Annotated in this window: 13 protein-coding genes; 3 read left to right on the top strand and 10 right to left on the bottom strand. The window is 44.0% G+C overall.

The window, feature by feature from the left end:
• The first annotated feature begins 76 nt into the window (after positions 1–76).
• From D0A34_12510 to D0A34_12500, 3 genes are all read left to right on the top strand, one after another.
• Positions 77–2215 carry a PAS domain-containing protein gene (locus D0A34_12510; GenBank protein UNU19580.1) on the top strand — a complete coding sequence of 713 codons (2139 nt, stop codon included), beginning with the start codon at positions 77–79 and terminating at the stop codon, positions 2213–2215.
• A 544-nt stretch (positions 2216–2759) separates the two neighbouring features.
• Positions 2760–3035, top strand: a complete 276-nt coding sequence (locus tag D0A34_12505; protein ID UNU19579.1) for a hypothetical protein — start codon at positions 2760–2762, stop codon at positions 3033–3035.
• 131 nt (positions 3036–3166) lie between these two features.
• Positions 3167–5752, top strand: a complete 2586-nt coding sequence (locus D0A34_12500) for a PAS domain S-box protein (GenBank protein ID UNU19578.1) — start codon at positions 3167–3169, stop codon at positions 5750–5752.
• Positions 5753–5845: 93 nt separating this feature from the next.
• Here D0A34_12500 and D0A34_12495 read toward each other — a convergent pair whose 3' ends face one another.
• The 10 genes from D0A34_12495 to D0A34_12450 form a co-directional block, all read right to left on the bottom strand.
• A complete protein-coding gene (locus D0A34_12495; protein UNU19577.1) occupies positions 5846–6307 on the bottom strand; it encodes a VOC family protein in 462 nt (153 codons plus the stop codon).
• A gap of 495 nt (positions 6308–6802) precedes the next feature.
• Positions 6803–7288 (bottom strand): glutathione peroxidase, encoded by a 486-nt coding sequence (locus D0A34_12490; GenBank protein ID UNU19576.1) that lies wholly within the window; start codon positions 7286–7288, stop codon positions 6803–6805.
• A gap of 290 nt (positions 7289–7578) precedes the next feature.
• Positions 7579–8472 (bottom strand): DUF2382 domain-containing protein, encoded by an 894-nt coding sequence (locus D0A34_12485; GenBank protein ID UNU19575.1) that lies wholly within the window; start codon positions 8470–8472, stop codon positions 7579–7581.
• A 221-nt stretch (positions 8473–8693) separates the two neighbouring features.
• Positions 8694–9548, bottom strand: a complete 855-nt coding sequence (locus D0A34_12480) for a DUF2382 domain-containing protein (protein ID UNU19574.1) — start codon at positions 9546–9548, stop codon at positions 8694–8696.
• Positions 9549–9938: 390 nt separating this feature from the next.
• Complete coding sequence (locus D0A34_12475) at positions 9939–10454, bottom strand: DUF1499 domain-containing protein (protein UNU19573.1); 516 nt, start codon at positions 10452–10454, stop codon at positions 9939–9941.
• Positions 10455–10522: 68 nt separating this feature from the next.
• Complete coding sequence (locus tag D0A34_12470; protein UNU19572.1) at positions 10523–12181, bottom strand: response regulator; 1659 nt, start codon at positions 12179–12181, stop codon at positions 10523–10525.
• A complete protein-coding gene (locus D0A34_12465; protein UNU19571.1) occupies positions 12156–14726 on the bottom strand; it encodes a hybrid sensor histidine kinase/response regulator in 2571 nt (856 codons plus the stop codon). Before D0A34_12465 ends, D0A34_12470 begins: the two co-directional genes overlap by 26 nt.
• Positions 14723–15115: a response regulator gene (locus tag D0A34_12460; GenBank protein ID UNU19570.1), complete on the bottom strand. Its 393-nt coding sequence runs from the start codon at positions 15113–15115 to the stop codon at positions 14723–14725. The genes D0A34_12465 and D0A34_12460 overlap by 4 nt, the downstream gene beginning before the upstream one ends.
• Before the next feature lie 210 nt (positions 15116–15325).
• A complete protein-coding gene (locus D0A34_12455; protein UNU19569.1) occupies positions 15326–16750 on the bottom strand; it encodes a hybrid sensor histidine kinase/response regulator in 1425 nt (474 codons plus the stop codon).
• A gap of 7 nt (positions 16751–16757) precedes the next feature.
• On the bottom strand, positions 16758–20702 hold the full coding sequence (locus tag D0A34_12450) for a PAS domain S-box protein (protein UNU19568.1): 3945 nt from the start codon (positions 20700–20702) through the stop codon (positions 16758–16760).
• Between the last annotated feature and the right edge of the window lie 433 nt (positions 20703–21135).

The following is a 21135-nucleotide window of genomic DNA, read 5'->3' as shown; positions in this document are numbered from 1 at the left end:
AATAAGTCATAGTTAAACTAGCACAAAACCGTAAAAAACTTCATAACAGACTAAAAATTACCAATTTTCAATTGCTATGCAGGAAGAACCATCGACAGAACAGCTACTTTTCGACGTTCAGCGGCTGAGTGCGGAACTTGAAAACTTGAAGCGCGAAAAGGTTGACCTAGAACTTTTGCTGGAGACTACCACCGAACATTCAGATACGATGGAAGCTCACTTGCTGAGCAAAGCTCAGTTGGCGCTGCGTTCAAGCGAAGAGCAGTTTCGGGCGATCGCCTCGGCAACTCCCGTGCCGGTATTAGTTTCTCGCCTCGCTGACGGCTTAATTATGTATGCGAACGCTCAATTGGCTTCTCTCCTGAACATACCCCTAGAAAAATTGATCGGCTGCAGCACTCCAGACTTTTACTTCAACCCCGCCGATCGCCCAAAGGTACTTGAGGCACTTGCTAAAAACGGATACCTCCAAAACTACGAACTCCACTGCAAAAAATCAGACGGCACCGCTTTCTGGGCGATGATCTCGGTTCAGTCGCTGGTGTTTAACGGGCAGCAGACGGCATTGTGCGCCTTGTACGACCTCACCCAGCGCAAGGAAGCAGAACAAACCCTCCAAGAGAGCGAAAAGCGGCTCCGCCGCCAGAGTTTGGCTTTGTTGCAGCTAGGTCGGCAGAGGACTCTCAATAGCGGTGCGCTGAATGTGGGAATTCGCGAAATTACTGAGGCTGCCGCCCGGACTTTGGATGTGGAAAAAGTCAGCGTCTGGCTTTACAACCATGGAAGATTTGGAACTCGCTACCCGATCGATCCGCAGCTAAATTTTACGGAGAGAGCGATCGCCCACAACCAAACAGAGCCACTCGATACAGAGGCCGCCGCCCCACAGCAACACGAGGGGGTTAATCATTCTAAGTTTAAAATCCCCAGCCTCAAATTAGTTTGTCTCGACTTGTACGATCGCACCCAGGAAAATCATTTGAGCAGCCCGTCCATATCCGCAAGCGATTTAAAATTTTCAATTTCAGATGTTGAAGGCGACGCACCAGGCGACAATTTGCGATCGAACAATGCTTTAGAACCTGCGACAAAGACTCAAAAATCTCTACAAACAGATTTGTCCCACTCATCTTCGCTAGCCGAACATTCCGCAGTGCTGCCGAATGCCAACAAGCCCAATTCATCCATATTAAATGTAGCAATTAGGCTTGGCGGTCAGATCGTGGGCATACTCTCTCTCGAACATATCGGCGCGCCCCGCCAGTGGGCTCTGGAGGAGCGCACCTTCGCCGATTCTTTGGCAAATTTGGTAGCCCTGGCGATCGAGGGATTTGAGCGCCAGCGAGCTCAGGAAGCACTCTCCAAAGCCAAAGCGCAGCTAGAAATGACCGTCGATCAGCGCACCGCTCAACTCACCGCCGCCAATAAACTGCTCCGCATTGAAATTGCCGAGCGCAAAAGAGCCGAAATAGCTTTGCAAGAAGCCTTACACAAAGCTGAAGCAGCTTCGAGAGCTAAAAGCACTTTTTTAGCCAATATGAGCCACGAGCTCCGCACGCCGCTCAACGCGATTATCGGTTACAGCGAAATGCTACAAGAAGAAGCACTGGAATCGGGACTCAAAGACATCATTCCCGATACCCAAAAAATTTATAACGCCGGCAAACACTTGCTGACTTTAATTAACGATATTCTAGACCTTTCTAAGATAGAAGCCGGTCGGATGGAGCTTTATTTAGAAAAATTTGATCTCAGTAATTTAATAGAAGAAGTCGTTGCAACTTTGCACCCTTTGGTCGAAAAAAATCACAATCAATTGCAAGTTTCTTGCTCTGAAAATTTGGGAGTGATGTATGCAGATTTGACTAAAGTCCGGCAAATTCTGTTCAATTTGCTCTCGAATGCCCTGAAGTTTACCGAAGGTGGAACGGTTCTGTTGAGCGCGACTCGTGAACCAGCAGGCGGCAGCGATTGGGTTTATTTGCAGGTATCTGATACGGGGATTGGAATGTCGGTCGAACAGCAGCAGGGTTTGTTTCAACCTTTTATTCAAGGGGACGCTTCGACTACTCGCAAGTACGGCGGCACCGGTTTAGGATTGGCCATTAGCCGTTTGTTTTGTCAGATGATGGGCGGCGATATCACTGTTGAGAGTCAGTTGGATGTTGGCTCTACTTTTACTGTTAATTTAAAGGCAGAAGTTGATATTAGTTAGAAGCAAGTTGGGCCACTATAAATGTAGGGGATTTAAGGGATTTAACGGGTGGGGGTTGGGCCAGGAATTGTGTACCGGATTTAACGGATTTAACGGATGGCAAAAGAGGGAATAATTCCCCAATTACCCATTCCCCCCTTACCAATTAGCCATTAGCCATTACCCATTCCCTTTTTAATTGTGACACCGATCGCGCTCCACCTCTGTTGTCGATCACACAGTAGCATTTTTTTTCAGCCTAGAATACCTATATTATCTCAAAATTGTCTTGCAGGCACGATCAAGCGCCTCGCTGCATTTACAAATCCCACCTCAACCTAATTAAGGGGGTGGGGGGTTGCTTCCAGAAAGGCAATTTGGTAAAAGTAATGCTATGGTCGCGAAGCAGTAGAAGGCAAAAGTTAACAGGAAATCAGGAATTCTCAAAAGTCTCTGGACGCAGAAACACAATTCTGCTTTTTGCCTTCATACTGCTTCTACTGGCGAGATAGCACTGCTGCTGAAAGCAATGCACAATTTCTCAGAATCAAAGGAGTGCATCTACATGATTAAACCTTGCAGTCAACCGCTAAAAATAAATCCTTTTACTTGTTATCGCGATCCGGCTACAGGCAGGTGGACTACTGTAGTTACAAGTGTTCCAAACACTTGCGAAACAGACTCTAGTTTAAAAGCAGAAGCCGCAGGCGAAAACGAAGGTAAAGCAGAAACGATCCTTTCTGCTTCGCCTGCTGTCTCGGTGTCTAAAAAAGTCCTTTCTTTCTCCGTGCCTCAGTTTAAACACCGTGCCAAAAAATCTGCTGTTAGTGTCAGCAGGTAGCTATCGCAGGGGTCTAATCTAGTTTCCACGGTTAGTCCCCGGCGCTCGTCAAACTAAACAAAACAAACTTATCCATAGCCTAAACTGCCAAAAAGCGATATACTGGCAGCAAACTTTCTCCTTCAATATCCGTGAAGTATTTGCTCGATCGCTGCGTCCAGTTTGTATGGACAGACCGACCAATTCGCCAACGGGGAACAATCATCGTTTCTATCCCCGTGATTTGTCTCTTTGCTTCGCTGATAGGAATTGCAGGTCTCCGCGATAGGGCCCTACACATAAGAAAGGGATCAGATACTAATAAAATAATACTTCAGGAAGCTAACCGCTTGTTAGCGACGATGGTGGATGCAGAGACGGGCATTCGGGGTTACGGGTTGACGAAACGCCGCGAATTTCTATCACCCTACTTAGAAGCAAAGAAGAGTTTGCCTCCGCTGCTGGCTAAAGTCCAGGTTATAGTTCAAGAAAATAAACTGCAATCTCAGCGATTTGAAGAAATTAAAAAAAGTAGCGAACAGTATATAAATTTGTTGCAAAACACTTTGAATAAGCTCGACAATTCGGCAACCAGCTTACAGTCGCCGGAAATAATTCAGGTGTTCGCTCAAGGCAAATTGAAGATGGATAACCTCCGCGCAAAAATTAAGGCGTTTGCTGAGGCCAGCGAAGCGTACCAAAAAGTTGTAGATCAGCAAGTACAGGAGTTGAGAAATTTCACTAATTTCCTGCAATTTGCTGGTTTGCTTTTCAACTGTTTGGGTGCAGGGGCTTCCTGGTATTTATTTGATAGTTTAGAGAAGGAATTGAGAAAGCGGGAAGCGGGCTTAGAAGAAAGTAAAAGTCGCATTCAAGCTGTGGTAGATAATGCGGCTGACGGGATTATTACTTTGGACGAACGGGGAAATATTGAGTCTTTTAATAGGGCAGCAGAAAAGATTTTTGGCGACAAAGCCGATCGAATAATTGGCTCGAACCTGCGGCGGCTGATAGCTCAACCGCAGCCGTACAGCAGCGTGGGGGATTATTCAATCGAATATTTTGTGTTACATCCCGATACTACGCTGAAGACTTACCAGCAAGAAACAGTGGGACTTCGCCACGACGGAACTAAGTTTCCGATGGAATTGGCTGTCAGCGAAATGCGTCTGGCCGATCAACACTTGTTTATTGCAGTTTGCCGCGATGCCAGAGGACGGAAACAAGCCGAGGAAACTCTGCGAAAGCAAGCGCAAATGCTGGATTTGGCAAACGATACCATCGCGGTACTAGACTTGAACGGGGCGATTTCTTATTGGAATTCGGGTGCCAAGTGGCTCTACGGCTGGCGGAAGTCGCAAGCCATAGGAAAAAATATTCACCAGCTTTTACAAACAGAATGGACTCAACCTTTTGAGGTAATTCAAAAAGTGTTTTTCGAGCGGGGTTCTTGGCAAGGGGAACTGGTGCGTACCAAGGCAGACGGCACAAAAATAACGGTCGCAAGCCGATGGACTTTGCAGCACGACGATCAAAATCAACCCGTGGCTATTTTGGAAATCAGCAACGATATTAGCGATCGCAAACGCTCAGAAATTGCTTTGGCCCGAAGCGCGCAGCGGTTTCGCGCTACTTTTGAGCAGGCGGCAGTCGGCATGGTTCAAGCCAGTGTGGAAGGCAAATTTCTGTTAGTCAATCAAAAACTTTGCGAAATTTTGGGCTACAGCCGCCAAGAATTGGGGGAGAAAAGATTTCAGGACATTACTTGGCCCGGAGATTTGGCAAGCGAACTGGAACTTTTGCGCCAATTGTTAGCAGGAGAAATTGAAAATTTCTCTCTGGAAAAGCGCTACATCTGCAAAGAGGGAGAGTTGGTGTGGGCAAACTTAACGGTTTCGCTGCTGCGAGAACAAGATGGCAGTCAGTTTCTGATGGGTGTGGTAGAAGATATTAGGGAGCGCAAAAAAGTGGAGGAATCGCTGCGGTTGCGCGCTCAAGAATTGAGGCTGACAGCCCAAAGTCTGGCTCAAACGACGAATGTTTTAACAAAGCGGAATCAAGAATTAGACCAGTTTGCTTATGTAGTTTCTCACGATTTGAAAGCGCCGCTCAGGGCGATCGCAAATCTTAGCAGTTGGATAGAAGAAGACCTCAGCGAGTCGATGACAGAGGATACTCTCCACCAAATGAACCTGCTGCGTGGCAGAGTTCACAGGATGGAAGGTTTGATTGAGGGACTGCTGCAATATTCCCGCGTCGGACGGATTCAAGTGCCTTCAGAGATGGTAAAAGTTGAGAATTTATTAGCAGAAATTATTGATTCGTTGGCGCCGCCGTCTGAATTTGAGGTGAAAGTTGAGCCGGGAATGCCGACTTTTGTAGCCGAAAAATTGCCACTACAGCAGGTTTTTGCTAATTTAATTAGCAACGCAATTAAGCACAACCGAGCTGAATCGGGTCATGTAAAAATATCGGTTAAAGAGTTAGAGGATTTTTACGAGTTTTCTGTAGAGGATGACGGGCCGGGGATTGCTCCTCAATATCACGATAAAGTTTTTGTGATTTTTCAGACCTTGGAAGCTCGCGATAAAGTAGAAAATACTGGGATTGGTTTGTCGCTGGTGAAAAAAATTGTCGAAGGTCAAGGGGGCAGTATTTCCCTCGAATCTGCCGAAGGTGAGGGAGCAACTTTTCGGTTTACTTGGCCGAAGCAACCTATTAGCCAAGAGGGAACATAAAACAACTTTAAAGGTAGGATGTTTACGAATCACCGCGCTCCAAAGAGTAAATGTAGGGTGCACCCGGACTACCAAGAACCAGAGAGCGACTGTTTAAACTGCATCACAACGGATTTCGATGATAAATCCATCAGGATCGTAAAAGTAAATGCCGCGTCCTGTAGCGCGAGTGACGGGGCCACTGTCGATCGCAATTTGATTTGACTTTAGCACTTCCAGAGCGCGATCGAACAAATCCGGCTCGATGTCGAAGGCTAAGTGGTTGGCGCGGGTAAAAGCTTTCTCCGGGTCTGGGTTTGGCGGTTCTAAGTCGGGCTGCCAAAATAAGTCAATAACAGTGCCGTCAGGGGTAACGAAATTAGCGACTTTACCAGCGGCTACCATTTCTGTTAAAGTTGCGGGAATTTCTGCACCTGTTAGTTCGTGCAGGCCGAGAATTGTACCGTAGAAGTCGCGGGAAGCTTTCATGTCGCGCACGTTTAAAGCGATATGGTGAACCCGGCGCAAATTCCCCGGCGCGAGGGCAAGTTTGACGTTGTTTTCGGTAGTGTGCATGATTGTCAATTGCGAATGTTCAAATTGAATGCTGTTAGATTTATTCAGATGGTGCCCTGTAAAATAACCGTTTTAAGTGGGTAGTGAAAACTTAAGTCCTCAGATTTCTATGAGGACTTAAGTTTTCACTACAAGCACTTTTATTATGGTCGTGCCCTCACACATAATATCCATTAGTATTATTATTTTTCTTTAGGAAAGGAGGCCATGCCTACAAATAGCATGACTAGACCACCTGCCAGAATTGCGAAGGCAAGTACACCTACAACTAAATCTAATCCCGATGTATTTTCCATTAAATTAAACCGTTCTCCACTTAAATAATAAAATCATCGGTAATTGTTAATTGCTGAGTGCTTACACACAATGGGGAAGAGAAGAAAAAAATCAGATCTCAACTTATTAGAAAAAAAGCCTATTAATTTCTTCCCTCTTCCCTCAACATCCATCCGTTTAATCCGTTAAATTCTGTACACTGCTTATTTGCCGAACTTCTTATTTTGCCAATTCTCGATCGATAGCAGCGATTAGTTCGGGCGAATCGGGGCCAACACTGCTGCGGAATCTGGCAACCACTTCACCCTGTTTGCTAACTAAGAATTTCTCAAAATTCCAGGAAACCTCACCCTTGGGATCGACTGCACTCGTAAGCTTAGCGTACAGCGGGTGTTGCTGAGTGCCTTTAGCGCGTACTTTGTCAAATAATTCAAAGGTGACGCCGTATTTTGTAGTGCAGAAATTGACGATTTCTGGATTACTTCCGGGTTCTTGAGCTCCGAAGTCGTTACAGGGAAATCCTAAAACACGGAGTCCAGCGGCGCTGTACTTCTGGCTCAATTCTTCGAGCCCTTTGTATTGAGGTGTATAACCACATTTGGAAGCTACATTAACTATCAAGAGTACCTTGCCAGCGTACTCTCCTAGTTGCTTGTCTTCGCCTGCGATCGTTTTTACTTTAATGTCGGAGATTGTGCTGGGCATTTTCAAATACTTTTAAATTTGACCACCACAATTTTACCGCAAGTGGGTACAATTTTGTCTAGAGGTTGAGCGCTAAAAATTTCAATATTCCGGTCGGGGCGGGTTGAGGGATCTCACGCTTATATTATAGATCTGGGTGAACCCGCCCCTACCAAAATTACGGTTAATTTACCGAACATGATCTTAGTAGATGGCGGTGAACTTTCTCCCCAGCACGACTCGCGCCAGTCCCCTCTTAGATTTATGTTTCTCGCTAATAGCTAAAATCTAGAGGGAAAAGGACGAATATTTTAACTCTCGGAGTGGTGTTCCGTCATCCATTTTTGGTAAGTATCCTGCAGTTGCTTGTCTTCGAGAACGAGTTCTAGGCGGACTTTGACGCAACCGTGACGGGGTTGAGAGGCGATCGAATTTAAGATCTTGCTAGCTTTCTGCACAGAGGTAAATTCAGCCTTAACGGTCGGTTCTTGGCGATCGCTCTTAATCTCCGTCAAATCTATACCGGTGATGTTGCCCTCGCCTAAATCTATTTCTGCCAACACCTTCGGATCGTCGCCGACTTGTTCGACAATCAGCTTTTCCCACTGGATGGGTACTTGTACCATCCGAGTTTCAATTTCTTTACGCACTATGACTTCGCCAACTTTGCGCTTGCTGCGATTGATCACCAATCGTTCTTCTAGCAGGCGAATTACTTCTTGATCGACAATATCGAAGTTTTCCTCATCCTCATCTGTCTCCAAATTTGCATCTGTGCGATCGGCATCTGTTAGATTTGACATAACTGTTGAGGGATTGGTTAACTCACTGTTGCTAAATTCACTATGCGTTTCAGACGCATTTTCTAAATAGGGATGACCCCCACTTGCCGAAACAATCGGCAGCAGATCGACTTGATCCGAATTAATAGTTACAAACAGCGATTTTTGGTGATAATCGACTTTTTTGAGCAGCTTAATACTTAATAAAAAAGCGCGGGTATTTTCGCTACCTAGCCCGGCTACCACAAAGTTTAACTGACCTTTAGCATCAAAATAGACATCTTTAACTTTGCCTACCAACTGACCTTTGTTGTCTTTGACGGTAAAACTTTTTAGCTTAGTTCTGACTTTTTCAGGCACCCGGTTGAGACGGGTTATTGATTGGGCAGTTGCTATCTTTTCTGCTGATGCTTGACCGTTCATTTTTTAAACTTTCCTGCTTAGGGATTTTTATTATGAGGTGGTAACGGTAAATTGGTAAAGGCGGGGAAAGTGCATCAACTTTGCCAAAAGTAGACAAGTGTTGTACCCCCGCCGCCGCTCACATAGGAATTGCGCCATCGCTACCAATCAAATCAAACCTGCGCCCTGACAGAATTATGTGATTAAGGCGAAATTCCTATGCAATACCTGTTGCGATTGGTTTAGATGTTTTTATTATCTACAACCGCAGTTCCATCGGTCTTAACCTCTAATTCTTCACGACGCAAGGTTTCTTCGCCCTCAACAGTGGTGCGAACAACTTCTTTTCTGACGTTGACTTCTTCCCGGACGAAAGCTTCCTTGTGAATGTCAGCCGTTTCTTCGTAGACTTCCATGCGTGCAACTTCCCCTGCTTGGAAGTCAGCCTCACCGACTGAAACTACTCGACCTGCTTCTACCGGGGTTACTCGATCAATTACGACTCGTTCTTTTTCAATGGGTACTGAAGCTCGCGCTGTTTCAGTTTCCACGCGCTTGCTAACAGCTACTTCGCCTGTTTTTGCGCGGTGTTTGTTGGCTATCAAGCGTTCTTCATAAAGCTTGAGATTTTGGTGCTGCTGTTCGTTGGTTTCGTAGAGGGGGCGGTCCATATCGTAGTTGTAGCTGCTGCGATCATAGCTAGCAGCAGTTGCAGTGCTTGGAGCGGCACTTTCTTGAGTGCGGTAGACGCCTCTTACCTGTTCTTCGCGATCGTAATCTACTGCTTCTAATTCATTGTAAGCCGGCAATTGTTCTGCTTGAGCTTTGTTGCGAAGACCTGTGGCGTGGACGCGACGGGCTCCGTAGTCGAAGCGAGCCGAGCCGATTGGCAACAATACTTTTTTGCCAAAAATCCAAATACCGGTATCAATTACCAGATAGCGGAAACGACCAGTGTCATCAACCAAAGCATCATAAACAGTGCCTACTTTTTCATCAGAGTCGCCAGCATAAACATCAAATCCCTTGATGTCGTCTCCAGCAAAGATCTCTTCCTGATAGTTAGGATAAAATTCTGCCAATCTTTGAAGTGCCATGTGTTTTTTCCTCTTTGCTCTACTTCCATTAATAGTAGAAATTAATTCGTTCAGTTCCCTCTCCCTAAAGTCAGAAGTGTATAATTTAGGGTGTTTAATACTATAGGAATACTACGGCCTCTCTGCTTCTGTGCTAGCGCGCTCAGCTATTTTAAAGATTGTAAAACTATACAATCATCAATCTTATAACAAGTATTAAAACTCAAAGCCAACCGTAGGGGCACCGCATTGCTGTGTCCTACTCCCCCTGCAGGAGACTCCTTTGCGCTGTGCCTACTGTTAATAATTGTTAACTAGGTGGTGAAAAATCAACATTACATAGTAATAGCCAAATATCAAAGCCCCTCATCTTGCAGGAGAGGGGCTTCCGGAAAGTTAGAAATTTTAAGTTCAGAGTTGATTGAATTGAGTTCTGATAGCTTCTATCCGACTGCGGTTAACTCCCATATCCGACTCTCCCAGACGCGAAGCCGATCGCACATGGATAACTTTTGCTTCATCATCTACCAAAAATTCAACGTCATCAACAAAGCCCATTAAAGCGCTGGTGAACTCCGCATAGAGGTAATTATCAGTTGCCGTGATAATTTTAGTTTTTCCATAGGACTCGATCGCCCCTTGGAGCTTTACCATCGCTTCACTCTGGGACGAAGTGTATCCCAAAGGCTCAATTTTGTGTTCGGCATCTTGACTGAAGCTGCTGACGCAGTTGGCGGCACTCGGGCACGCTGCGAGTTTTCCTGACTGAATCCCGATATTGGCAGGTCTTGTTCCAGCAAACATTGTTTTTTCTCCTGGTATAGCGATAAAACTAGCGATCGACAGTACCGCTACTGCTAGCAGTGATATTAAAATAACCAGAACTTTTTTCCATGCTGTCGGCGATTTTGTTTCAAATGTTTGCAAAGGATTAGCCCTCCTGAAAGTATAAATGCGGTCTAGTTTTCATATTAATTGAAATTTACATCAAAAAACTAAAAAGATTTCTTTTGTTCTTCAATTAACCAGTAAGTCAGCATTCTTCCTTTACCTTTAATCGGGATATAACCCCGTTTTTCCAAAACAAACTGCTCTTTCAAACGCTCGTAAGTCGCCGCCGTCACTTGAATTTTACCAGGCAATCCGTTAGATTCCATGCGTGAAGCAACATTAACAGTATCCCCCCACAAATCATAGCTAAATTTACTAATCCCAATAATTCCAGCCACCACCGAACCGCTGTCAATTCCGAGCCTCAATTGAAAATTTTCTCCCATTTTGGCATTAAACCTCCTCAAAGCTGCCTGCATCTCCAAAGCTAAAAGTGCGATCGCCTCACAGTGATCCTCCCGCGGCGTCGGCAAACCCCCAACCACCATGTAAGCATCCCCAATCGTCTTAATCTTTTCCAACCCGTGCAATTCAGACAACCTATCGAACTCCGAGAAAATCCCGTTCAAAATTTCTACCAACTGCGTCGGACTTTTGTGAGCCGAAAACTCTGTAAAACCCACCAAATCAGCAAACAAGACGCTCACCTCATCAAAATGATCCGCTATCAACTTTTGCTCTTTTTGCAAGCGATCTGCAATAGGTTTCGGTAAAATATTCAGCAGCAATTTCTCGGTTTGTCCTTGTTGCACTTTCAGCGCTGCTTCAGCTTGTTTCCGCTGAATCAACGAACCTAGCTGCGTAGCAACCGCACTCACTAATTCCAACAAGCGCGGCTGACATTTCAGAACTTTTTCGCGATAAAAAATCAAAATAGCTAACACTTGGTTGTCGGCCAAAATTGGCACCCCAAAAGCCGCTTTCAATCCCACACTCACCGCAATTTCCGCGCGTAAAAAAACTTGTTCCGGTGCAGTAGAAACATCATCGATCCATTCAGACTGCTGCGACTGCCAAATCCTGCCTGGGAGTCCCACACTGGGAGCAAAAATCAACTGCCAACTTGTTTGTCGGAATTGGGCAAACCTCAAGTCGCTGACGTACCTGCCTGTAGCGCATTTTAAAAACCCCTCACTGCAAGGAATCCAAGCTTCGCCCAGATTCCATTCAATAGTTTGGCAAATTAAACCTAAAATCACATCTATAGCCGACTCAAAATCCTCAGATTTGCTAATAGCTTGAGTGGCCTGCAGCAGCAATCTTGTTTCCATTTCTACCTGGTGGCGTTCCGCGATTTCCTGATGCAACTGGATATTTTGAGCGGTCAATTTTTGATTTTTTTCTTGCAATTGTATTTGCAATGAACGCACAGTAAGCTGATTGCTCACTCGCGCCAATACTTCTTTTACTTGAAAAGGTTTGGTGATATAATCTGCTCCGCCAACTTCAAAAGCTTTGGCTTTATTTATTCCTTCTTCTAGCGCGCTGAGAAAAATGATGGGAATTTCCCTAAATTCCGATTCTGATTTTAATTTCTTACATAGTTCGTAGCCGTCAATATCCGGCATCATAATATCGAGTAAAATCAAATCGGGTGCGCTAGATTGAATTGCATCTAACGCCGAAAAACCATTAGTAACTGGTCGAACTTTATAGCCATTTTTTTGCAAAATTCTAATCAACAAACGCAGATTATCTGGCGTATCGTCAACTACTAAAATATCTGCTTGATAGTTTTCAGTTTGTTCCGCCTTCATCTGCATGATCTGATTCCTCCGCCTCGGCAATTAAATTGAGAATTTTCTGGTAATCAAAATTATCGAGATGACCCTGGAGGATTTCCGCCAATTCAGGATGAGGCTCCCTTATTTCGTCAATTGTTCTGACAATTAAGTCAAAATCAGCACTGCGAATTACCTGCTTCATGTTGTCTATCCATTCTGCGGGAAGTGTAGGTAAATAAGCAAGCGCAGCTTTAGGGAGGGAGCCAGATAAATTATTTCGATCGCCTGTTGAGATAAAGTCCGTTGAGTTAGAGTAGACATACTTCACCCCCAAATGTTTGCTGAGGGTATCAAATATATCTGTTTTGCGGAAAGGTTTGCTAATAAAATCGTCGCAGCCGACCAATAAAGCAAACGATCGCTTTCCTTCAATTGTACTAGCTGTCAAAGCAATAATCTTCGGAATCGGGGAGTCGGGATGGGAAATATTCATTTCCCCATTTCCTTGCTGCTCTTGCTCTCTCTGCTTGATTCTAGCCTTAATTTGTTTAGTAGCTTCGTAGCCGTCCATCACTGGCATTCGCACATCCATCAAAATTAAATGCGGATGCCAATTTTCCCACATTTCTATTGCTTCCTGGCCGTTGGTGGCTTGTTCCACCCCGAAACCTAAAGGAGAAAGCATTTTGACTAAAAGTTGGCGGTTGTCTTCGCGATCGTCCACAATTAAAATCCGGTAGCACGGTTGATTGGGTTCCAACCCACTAACTTCGCGGTTAAGTTGCGGATCTGGAAGCTCAGCAGCATAAACTGCACCGACTGGAATTTCAAATTTAAAAGTGGTGCCGAGTTCCAGTTCACTTTCTACGACAATTTCTCCTCCCATCAGGCGGACAAATTGACGGCTGATCTTCAATCCTAAACCCGTACCTTTCGGATTTTTTTTACCGGAAGCTGTTTGCACAAAAGCCTTAAAAATATTGCCCAATTCTTCGGGAGCAATGCCAACTCCTGTATCTTCAATTTCAAACAGAAGGAAAAAAGCTGGCACAGTTGAATCCTCAGCCTCATCCCTCCATCGATCCCTTGCAAAATCACTGCTAGTTCTCGAAAAATCCCGAATACTTCTTGTGGTATCAAAGCAAGCGGTGGGACTATCCAATAAATCCAGATATCCCGATTTTTCTAACTTTATAACTCTTAAGATAATTTCGCCTGTTTGCGTAAACTTAATCGCATTACTCAGAAGATTAATCAGCACTTGCCGCAGTTTAATGTCATCGGCTCGCACGTACTGAGGAACGTCAGCATCGCGCTGGAAACGCAACTGCAAGTCTTGATTCTCTACCCGCAGTTGAAACATATCTTGCAAATCGTCAAGCAAGCGGTAGAGGTCGAAGTTTTTCGGGTTGAGCGTCATCCGCCCCGCTTCGATTTTTGACAAGTCTAAGACTTCATTGATCAAGGTGAGCAAGTGTTCGCCACTACGGCGAATAATTCTCATATTTTCTCGGTTTTCGACACTAAGATCCGGGCTGGGTTCCATGATTTGTGCAAACCCGAGTATAGAATTGAGAGGGGTGCGTAACTCGTGGCTCATATTGGCAAGAAAGGTGCTTTTAGCTTTGTTTGCTGCTTCAGCAGCTAATGCGGCTTGTTGCAGTTGTTCTGTCCGTTCCTCAATTTGGGCTTCTAATGTGTGCTGGTAATCTGCTAGTATTTTTTCAGCTTGTTTGCGATCGCTAATATCTTGAAAAGCTGCGATCGCATAAACAATATTTCCGCTAGCGTCAAAAATCGGCGTGGTATTGATCTCGATCGCAATTCTTTTGCCATCTTGACGGATTTCTAGATCGTCAACCTTGACAGATTCTCCTTTCAGTGACCGCAAAATTGGCAGATTATCCGGCGGGTACAGCTCATCAGTATTGGCAACATAAAGTTGATAAGTGGCACCTAATTGTTCCGCAGTGCTTTCCGGGATCGTGTCTGCACCCAGCAAATCCCGCGCTGCCTGGTTTAAATAGGCGATCGAACCATCGGGATGATAAACAGATACCCCCACTGGCAAAGCTTCTAAAAATTGACTCAGGCGGCTTTCACTCGCAGACAGCGCCTCATTTACTAGCTTTAACTCCTCGTTTACTTCTTGGCGCTTATGAATTTCATCTGTTAATTTTTGATCTTGCAAATAACTATGAACTGCTTCTACTACCGTTAATTTTAAGTCTTCATTTTGCCAAGGTTTAGGAATATAACGGTACAATTTAGCATACTTTATAGCATTACTCAGGGCTTCCAAATCTGCTTGCCCCGTTAGCATAATGGTCAGCGTCTCCGGCGAGTTTTCGTGAATTCTTCTGAGCAGTTCATCACCTTTAATATCCGGCATGATATAATCGGAAAGCACCAAAGCAATCTCGTATTCATCTGCCTGCAAATCAGCCAGCAACTCTAAAGCATCAGCCCCCCCTTCAGCGGTTTCAATTATACACTGATCGCCGATCACCTTTTTCAGTTCAATCTTTAAACTATTCAAAACGTCAGGTTCATCATCAATACAAACAATCACAGGTTTTTTCATAACTTAGCCAGCCCCGATTTTATAATCTCTATTAAGTCTTTGCTTTGCCAGGGTTTGTACAAACAACAGTATAAATCTGCTTCTTCTACTGCCCGCTGAACAGCCGCTGCATCCGCTTGTCCCGTCAACATTACTTTAATAATTTTAGGATATTTTTGGTGAACTTTAATTAAAAGTTCGTCACCTTTAATTCCAGGCATCAGCCAATCAGAAACAACCACAATCACCTGAGCTTTTTCTTGAAAGTCCTCCAGTAAATCTAAAGCTTCATCACCACTTTCAGCTAATTCATAAAAGTAAGCATTTTTAAATTCATTTTTGAGCTGCATCTTGAGAGTATTCAAGATATCCGGTTCATCATCAACGCAAAGAATTATAGGCTTATTCATCTTTTCCTCTCTGCTTAAATTTTAGTAGGTTTACTGACATGACTTGCTTTTACATTATTGATTTCGGGCAAGGATGCAGCATATCTGTCCCCTATCTTATTTTAATAGGACTTCCGAAGATAAACCCAATTTCTTGTAATAAATCTTGTATTTGTCAGCGAGACAGCGACGAGTGTCACGGGGAATCAGCCTCCTACAGGTAAGTTGTGTTTAATAAATAGGCAGCGAGACTGTAAAAGTGGTCTGCCCCGGTACAGAATCTACAGCAATTGTGCCTTCGTGTTTTTCCACAATTTTTCTCACAATATCCAAGCCCAAACCGCTACCTTCGCCCGCAGATTTAGTCGTAAAAAACGGCTGAAAAATTTTGGGAATAACTTCTGAGGGAATACCTTTGCCGTTATCAGTAAACTTGAGGAAAATCTTTGCCTCTTGCTGCCGAGTTTCAATTGTCAAAATACCTTTATAATCCATGGCTTGCAGGGCATTATGAACGAGATTAGTCCAAACTTGATTTAAGTCATCGGGATAGCACATAATTTGGGGTAAATCTCCATAATTTTTAACTATTTCTATACCGTGTTTCAGTTGATTTTGATAAAGGGTTAACACCGTTTCAATGCCATCGTGCAAGTTCGCCTGGACTTTTTCTGGTTTGCTATCAAAATGAGCGTAGGTTTTTAAGGCAAATACTACTTTCCCAGACTTCGCTGTTGCTCTTTGGATCAGGCTAATACTTTTTTTAAAGCTCGCAAACTGGTAAGCACTATTTAAAACTACTTCCCAATCCGGCGATTTAAAAAGCGGCAAGAACTCTTCTATTTTTTCGTATATTTCCATGTCAACTAAAGTATCCGCAATTTCCTCAGAGTTCTCAACAGATTCTGCCATCAAATCCGCCGCCAACTGCTGCTTAAATTTGCGTTTCTCTCTGCTTGTGAATAAAACTTCTTGATGGCTGGCTCTGTACAGTAAAGCTAAAAAATAAGCTTTGCTTTCGTCAGAAAGTTGTTGATAAATTTCAGGAAATTTTTCTAAAAAATCGTCGGAAAAATTAGCTATATTATTAATAGAGGAACCTATAATGCCCAGGGGGGTATTTATTTCGTGGGCAATGCCAGCAATAAGTTGTCCTAGGGCTGCCATTTTTTCCGATTGAATCAAATGCTCTTGGGTGGCTTGCAGTTGGTGCAGCGCCGTTGCTAAATCTTGATTTTTTTCTTGCAAAGTTTGTTGCAGTGAACAAATTTTTAAATGAGTTTCTATCCGGGCTAAAACTTCTTCAACGTGAAACGGTTTAGTAATAAAGTCAACTCCGCCCACTGCAAAAGCTTTAACTTTATCCAGCACGTCATTGATGGCACTAATAAAAATAACAGGAATGTCTTTGGTAATTTCAGAACTTTTGAGTTGCTGACAAACTTGATAGCCGTCCATTTCCGGCATCATAATATCCAGCAACACTATATCCGGGGGTATTTTTTGAGCAGCAGACAATGCTAGCTTGCCATTGGGTACGGGGCGAACTTGATAGCCTTTTTCGCTCAAAATTCCGGCCAGCAGCCGCAGGTTTTCGGGCGTATCGTCCACTACTAAAATATTAGCTCGATTGGTTCTAGGTAAAGTTGAAGTCATCGGGTATTTACGGTTCCTCGCTGAGTTCGATTATGTTCAAAATTCTGTCATATTCAAAATTATTAATGCAATCTTGAAGCTTGCCCGCAAGAGAGGGATTGACAGTGCCGATTTGTGCGATCGAACTAGCGATCGCCTCCATGTCCACACTCAAAATACTTTGCTTGAATTGGGCCATCCAGTCTGGAGAAAGAGAGGCAAAAGCCTCCGGTGTGAGTACCTCCTGACTTGACTCCTCTACACCTGCGACACTTACTGGGGTTGGATCTTCATAAATATAGCGTACTCCTAAATGTTTTCCCATTGCCACAAAGATATCCTCCTCTCGGAACGGTTTCCGCATAAAATCATCGCAACCCGCCGAAAGAATCACCGCCCGTTCTTCCTCCAAAACGCTAGCAGTTAGGGCCACAATCGCCGTTGCTTGCCCGCCAGTTGTAGTTTTAATCTGTTTCGTTGCCTCATAGCCGTCCATGACAGGCATTCTCATGTCCATCCAAATCAGATGCGGTTCCCACTCCATAAAAATATCAACCGCTTCTTTACCGTTATTAGCTTCTCTCAACTCAAATCCGAGTGGACTGAGAAGTTTTACTAACAGTTGGCGGTTCAAAGGTTTGTCGTCCACAATTAGCAAGCGATAACTCGGCTGATTCGGTTCGAGGGCAATAACTCGACGTTGACTTTTTTTGCTTTCAATATCACTAGCTTCAACCAGATGAACTTGGATGTAAAACTGAAATAATGCACCCTTTCCGATCTCGCTGCTAACAGTAATTTCACCTCCCATTAATTGCACGAACTGGCGGCTAATAGCTAAACCTAAACCCGTTCCTTCGTGAGAATCTTTACCTGTTTTCGTCTGCACGAATGCTTCAAACAACTGATGGATTTCCTCAGCAGCAATGCCTGCACCAGTATCTTGAACTTCAAAATGCAGCCAGTAGGGGCTGGGCAATTGGTCAGTGCTGTTTTTATGTATATTCCGCCTTTCTCCTTTGACTTGCACCGACACTCCCCCTTCTGAAGTAAATTTAATTGCATTATTGAGCAAATTAATTAACACTTGACGCAATTTAACTTCATCAGTACAAATGTAATGGGGAACTTCTGCGTCTCTGTCGAAGATTAACTGCAAACCTTTTTGCTCCGCTTTGAGAGCAAACATATCTTCTAAATCGTCGATTAGTTGGTACAAATCGAAGCTTTTGGCATTAAGCGTCGTGCGTCCGGCTTCGATTTTTGACAAGTCTAAAACTTGGTTAATTAAAGCCAGTAAATGTTCGCCACTCCGCAGGATAATTCCGACATCTTCTTGATTTTCCTGAGACAACGTTTGACTGCGGATCAGGACTTGAGCAAAGCCTATGACCGCGTTCAGGGGCGATCGCAATTCGTGGCTCATATTGGCGAGAAAGGTACTCTTAGCTTTGTTTGCTGCTTCGGCCGCTTCTTTCGCCTGCTGCATTTTGATTTCCGCTTGTTTGCTATCAGTAATGTCTTTAATAAAACCTTCGTAGTAAAGTAAATTTCCTGCTTCATCGCAGACAGCGCGACAATTTTCCGAAATCCAGATTATGCTGCCATCTTTGCGGTAAATTTCCGATTCAAAGTTTGATAGTATCCCGCACTCGTTCATCAGCGCTGCAAATTCGTCGCGGCGGTTGGGTTTCACGTAAAGCTGGTTATTGAAATTCGGCTGTGCTGCTATTAAATCTGCTGGCGAGTCGTAACCGTAGATGTTTGCTAAAGCGGGGTTAGCGCTGATGTATTTCCCGTCAACAGCAGTTTGAAAAATTCCATTCAAAGCATTTTCATAAATGTTGCGGTACTTTTCTTCGGCTTCCCGGAGGGCAGTTTCTGCTTTTTGGCGATCGGTAATATCGCTAGAAATCGACAAAAAACAAGCTTCTCCATCAATATCGATGGTTTCTATAGACAGCAGTGCCGTTCTTTCTGTACCATTTTTATTGCGAAACCTCAGCTCATAATTGTGAATTGCTGTCTTATCTTTTAACATTTGAATCATGCGGTCACGCTCTTTCAAACTCGCCCAGAAGTTGAGTTCAACTGCTGTTTTACCGATAATTTCTTCCTGGGTGTAGCCCATCATTCGGCAAAAACTATCATTAACTTCTAGGTGGCAACCGTCACTAATTCTTGTAATTGTAATCGCATTCGGACTCGAACGAAAAGCTTTAGAAAACTTTTCTTTGGCCTTGCCAAGATCTGCGGTGCGTTCTGCAACTTGCACTGCTAAATTTTGGTTGTATGCCCTTGATAATTTCTCCGCTATTTTGCGTTTCGTAATATCTTGAAAAGCGCACATTCCGTAAATAATATTTCCTTGGGCGTCGTAAATAGGAGTCCCCCAAACTTGCAGGGGAACAGTTTTGTTATTGGAGGAGATTTCCATGTCATCAACAGTTACACTTTTGCCCTGCAAAGCATTTAAAATTGGGTCGCGTTCCGCCGGGTAAATTTCCTGAGTCCCAGCTAAATAAACTCGGTATAATTGGCGCAGTTTTTCGGCATCGGCTGCCACAATTCCTTGAGATAAAAGTTTTTTTCCTGTAGGGTTAATGTAGTGAGGTTGACCGTTTGGCTCTGCAATAAAAATGCCTAGCGGTACTGCATTGAGAAATTGTTTGACTCGGCTTTCGCTTTCTGAGAGGGAAGTAAATGAATGCTGCAATTGCTCTGCCATGCTGTTAAAAGCAGTCGCAAGTTCTCCGAGTTCGTCTTGGCGATTTAGAGTGAGCTTTGTATCCCATTCATTCCGCGCCAAAGCTTTCGCCGCCGCATTCAATCTTAAAATCGGCTGAACTACCCATTTAGCAGTAAGAATCCCCAGGATTGCCGCCCCCATCAAAGCTGCAAGCGACAGTAAAAAAGTCGTGCGCGTATTGGCGTTAATTTGCTCCATAAAGTCAGACTCTGGTACAACTACTACAATTAGCCAATCCAACCCTCGATCGTCTTTAAAAGGAGCTACCTGAATAAAATTTCGCTGGCCGTCAACATCAAAAGTAAGCTGTTGAGAATTATTGATTTTAGCTAAGCTGTCGTAGTGTTTATCTAAATGCTGTGCGGTTTGTCGAATTACCGGATTCTCGCTTTCTGAAGCTTTGATGCGTCTTGTTTCTTTACCTTCTACCACGAATTCTTGACTCGCCGTTGAAGTAGCAATTAACATCCCCGAGCGCTCCATCACAAAAGTTTGTCCTGATTTGCCAATTTTGAGGCTAACGAGAAATTCTTTGATTCGGGAAAAAAGCAAATCACTGCCCGCTACTCCTAACAATTTGCCAGCGTCGTCGTAGATAGGTAAAGCAGCAGTAATTGCCAGTTCCCTAGTCAAAAAATCTGTATAGATTGGAGTCCAAATAGGTTTTTTTGCCGCAGCCGCAGCTATGTACCAAGGGCGAGTTCGCGGGTCGTAAATATCGGATGAAATTTGCACTAATTGAACGCGGTTTCCCTGAGAGTCAGCACTATACCGAGCTAATTTATTGCCAGTAGAGCTGTCGGCAGCAGATATCAAAGTCCGCTCTTTAGTGCGGATTGCTCCCGAATGTTCTCCATTTTCTTTACCTGTGTAAATGATGCTGATCGAATCAAAATATTGAATTTGTTCTAGGAAATGATGTTCTAGTTTTTGCTGGTTTTCTAAGTTCAACTGCCCCAATTTTATGCCTTGAACATTCAGGTGATTGACAATGTGGGGAATTGACATATAATTTTCCATGCGGTCTTTGATGCGATCGCTAATTTCTCCCCGCAACTGAGCGGCAACCTCGTTGACTGCCCGCTGACCGTTTTGGAAAGATAGCCAACCTACAACTCCTACCGTGCCCACTATTTGCACTAAAAAAGGAACCACGAGCACCGTTTGTAATGGAGCTTTGCCGATAAATTTTGTAGCCAAACGATTTAGGGGTTTAGGAAACATAGCCATCCTAAGAGGAATTGGGAATTGGGCATGGGGAATTGGGCATTGGTAACTGTTGGGAGTTTTGAGTGTAAATTATGTTTCCTTTGCCATTCCTTTTCTCCTGATGCTGTAGTTTACTGACGACAGTACCGTCGATCAATTTAACTCAATATAGCGGATTTATACTCAGAGTTTTTTCGTAACTACTGATACAGATAAGTGGGCGTTATCAGCCTAAGCCGAAATCATCTTATGTATTGCACCATTCTCAATTACTTATTTAGGAACAGGCAAGATGCCTGTTCCACAAGAGATGAATTTTATTGTGGAACAGGCAAGATGCCTGTTCCACAACAAGTACATTTTCTTGTGGGGTGGGCATCCTGCCCGCCCAGAGAAGGGTTATTGAGAATAGTGCAACATCTCAGTTTGAACAAACAGTAGCTAAACA

It is taken from the genome of Microcoleus vaginatus PCC 9802 (assembly GCA_022701275.1).
Classification (GTDB): domain Bacteria; phylum Cyanobacteriota; class Cyanobacteriia; order Cyanobacteriales; family Microcoleaceae; genus Microcoleus; species Microcoleus vaginatus_A.
This window is presented reverse-complemented; position numbering and strand designations above follow the sequence as displayed.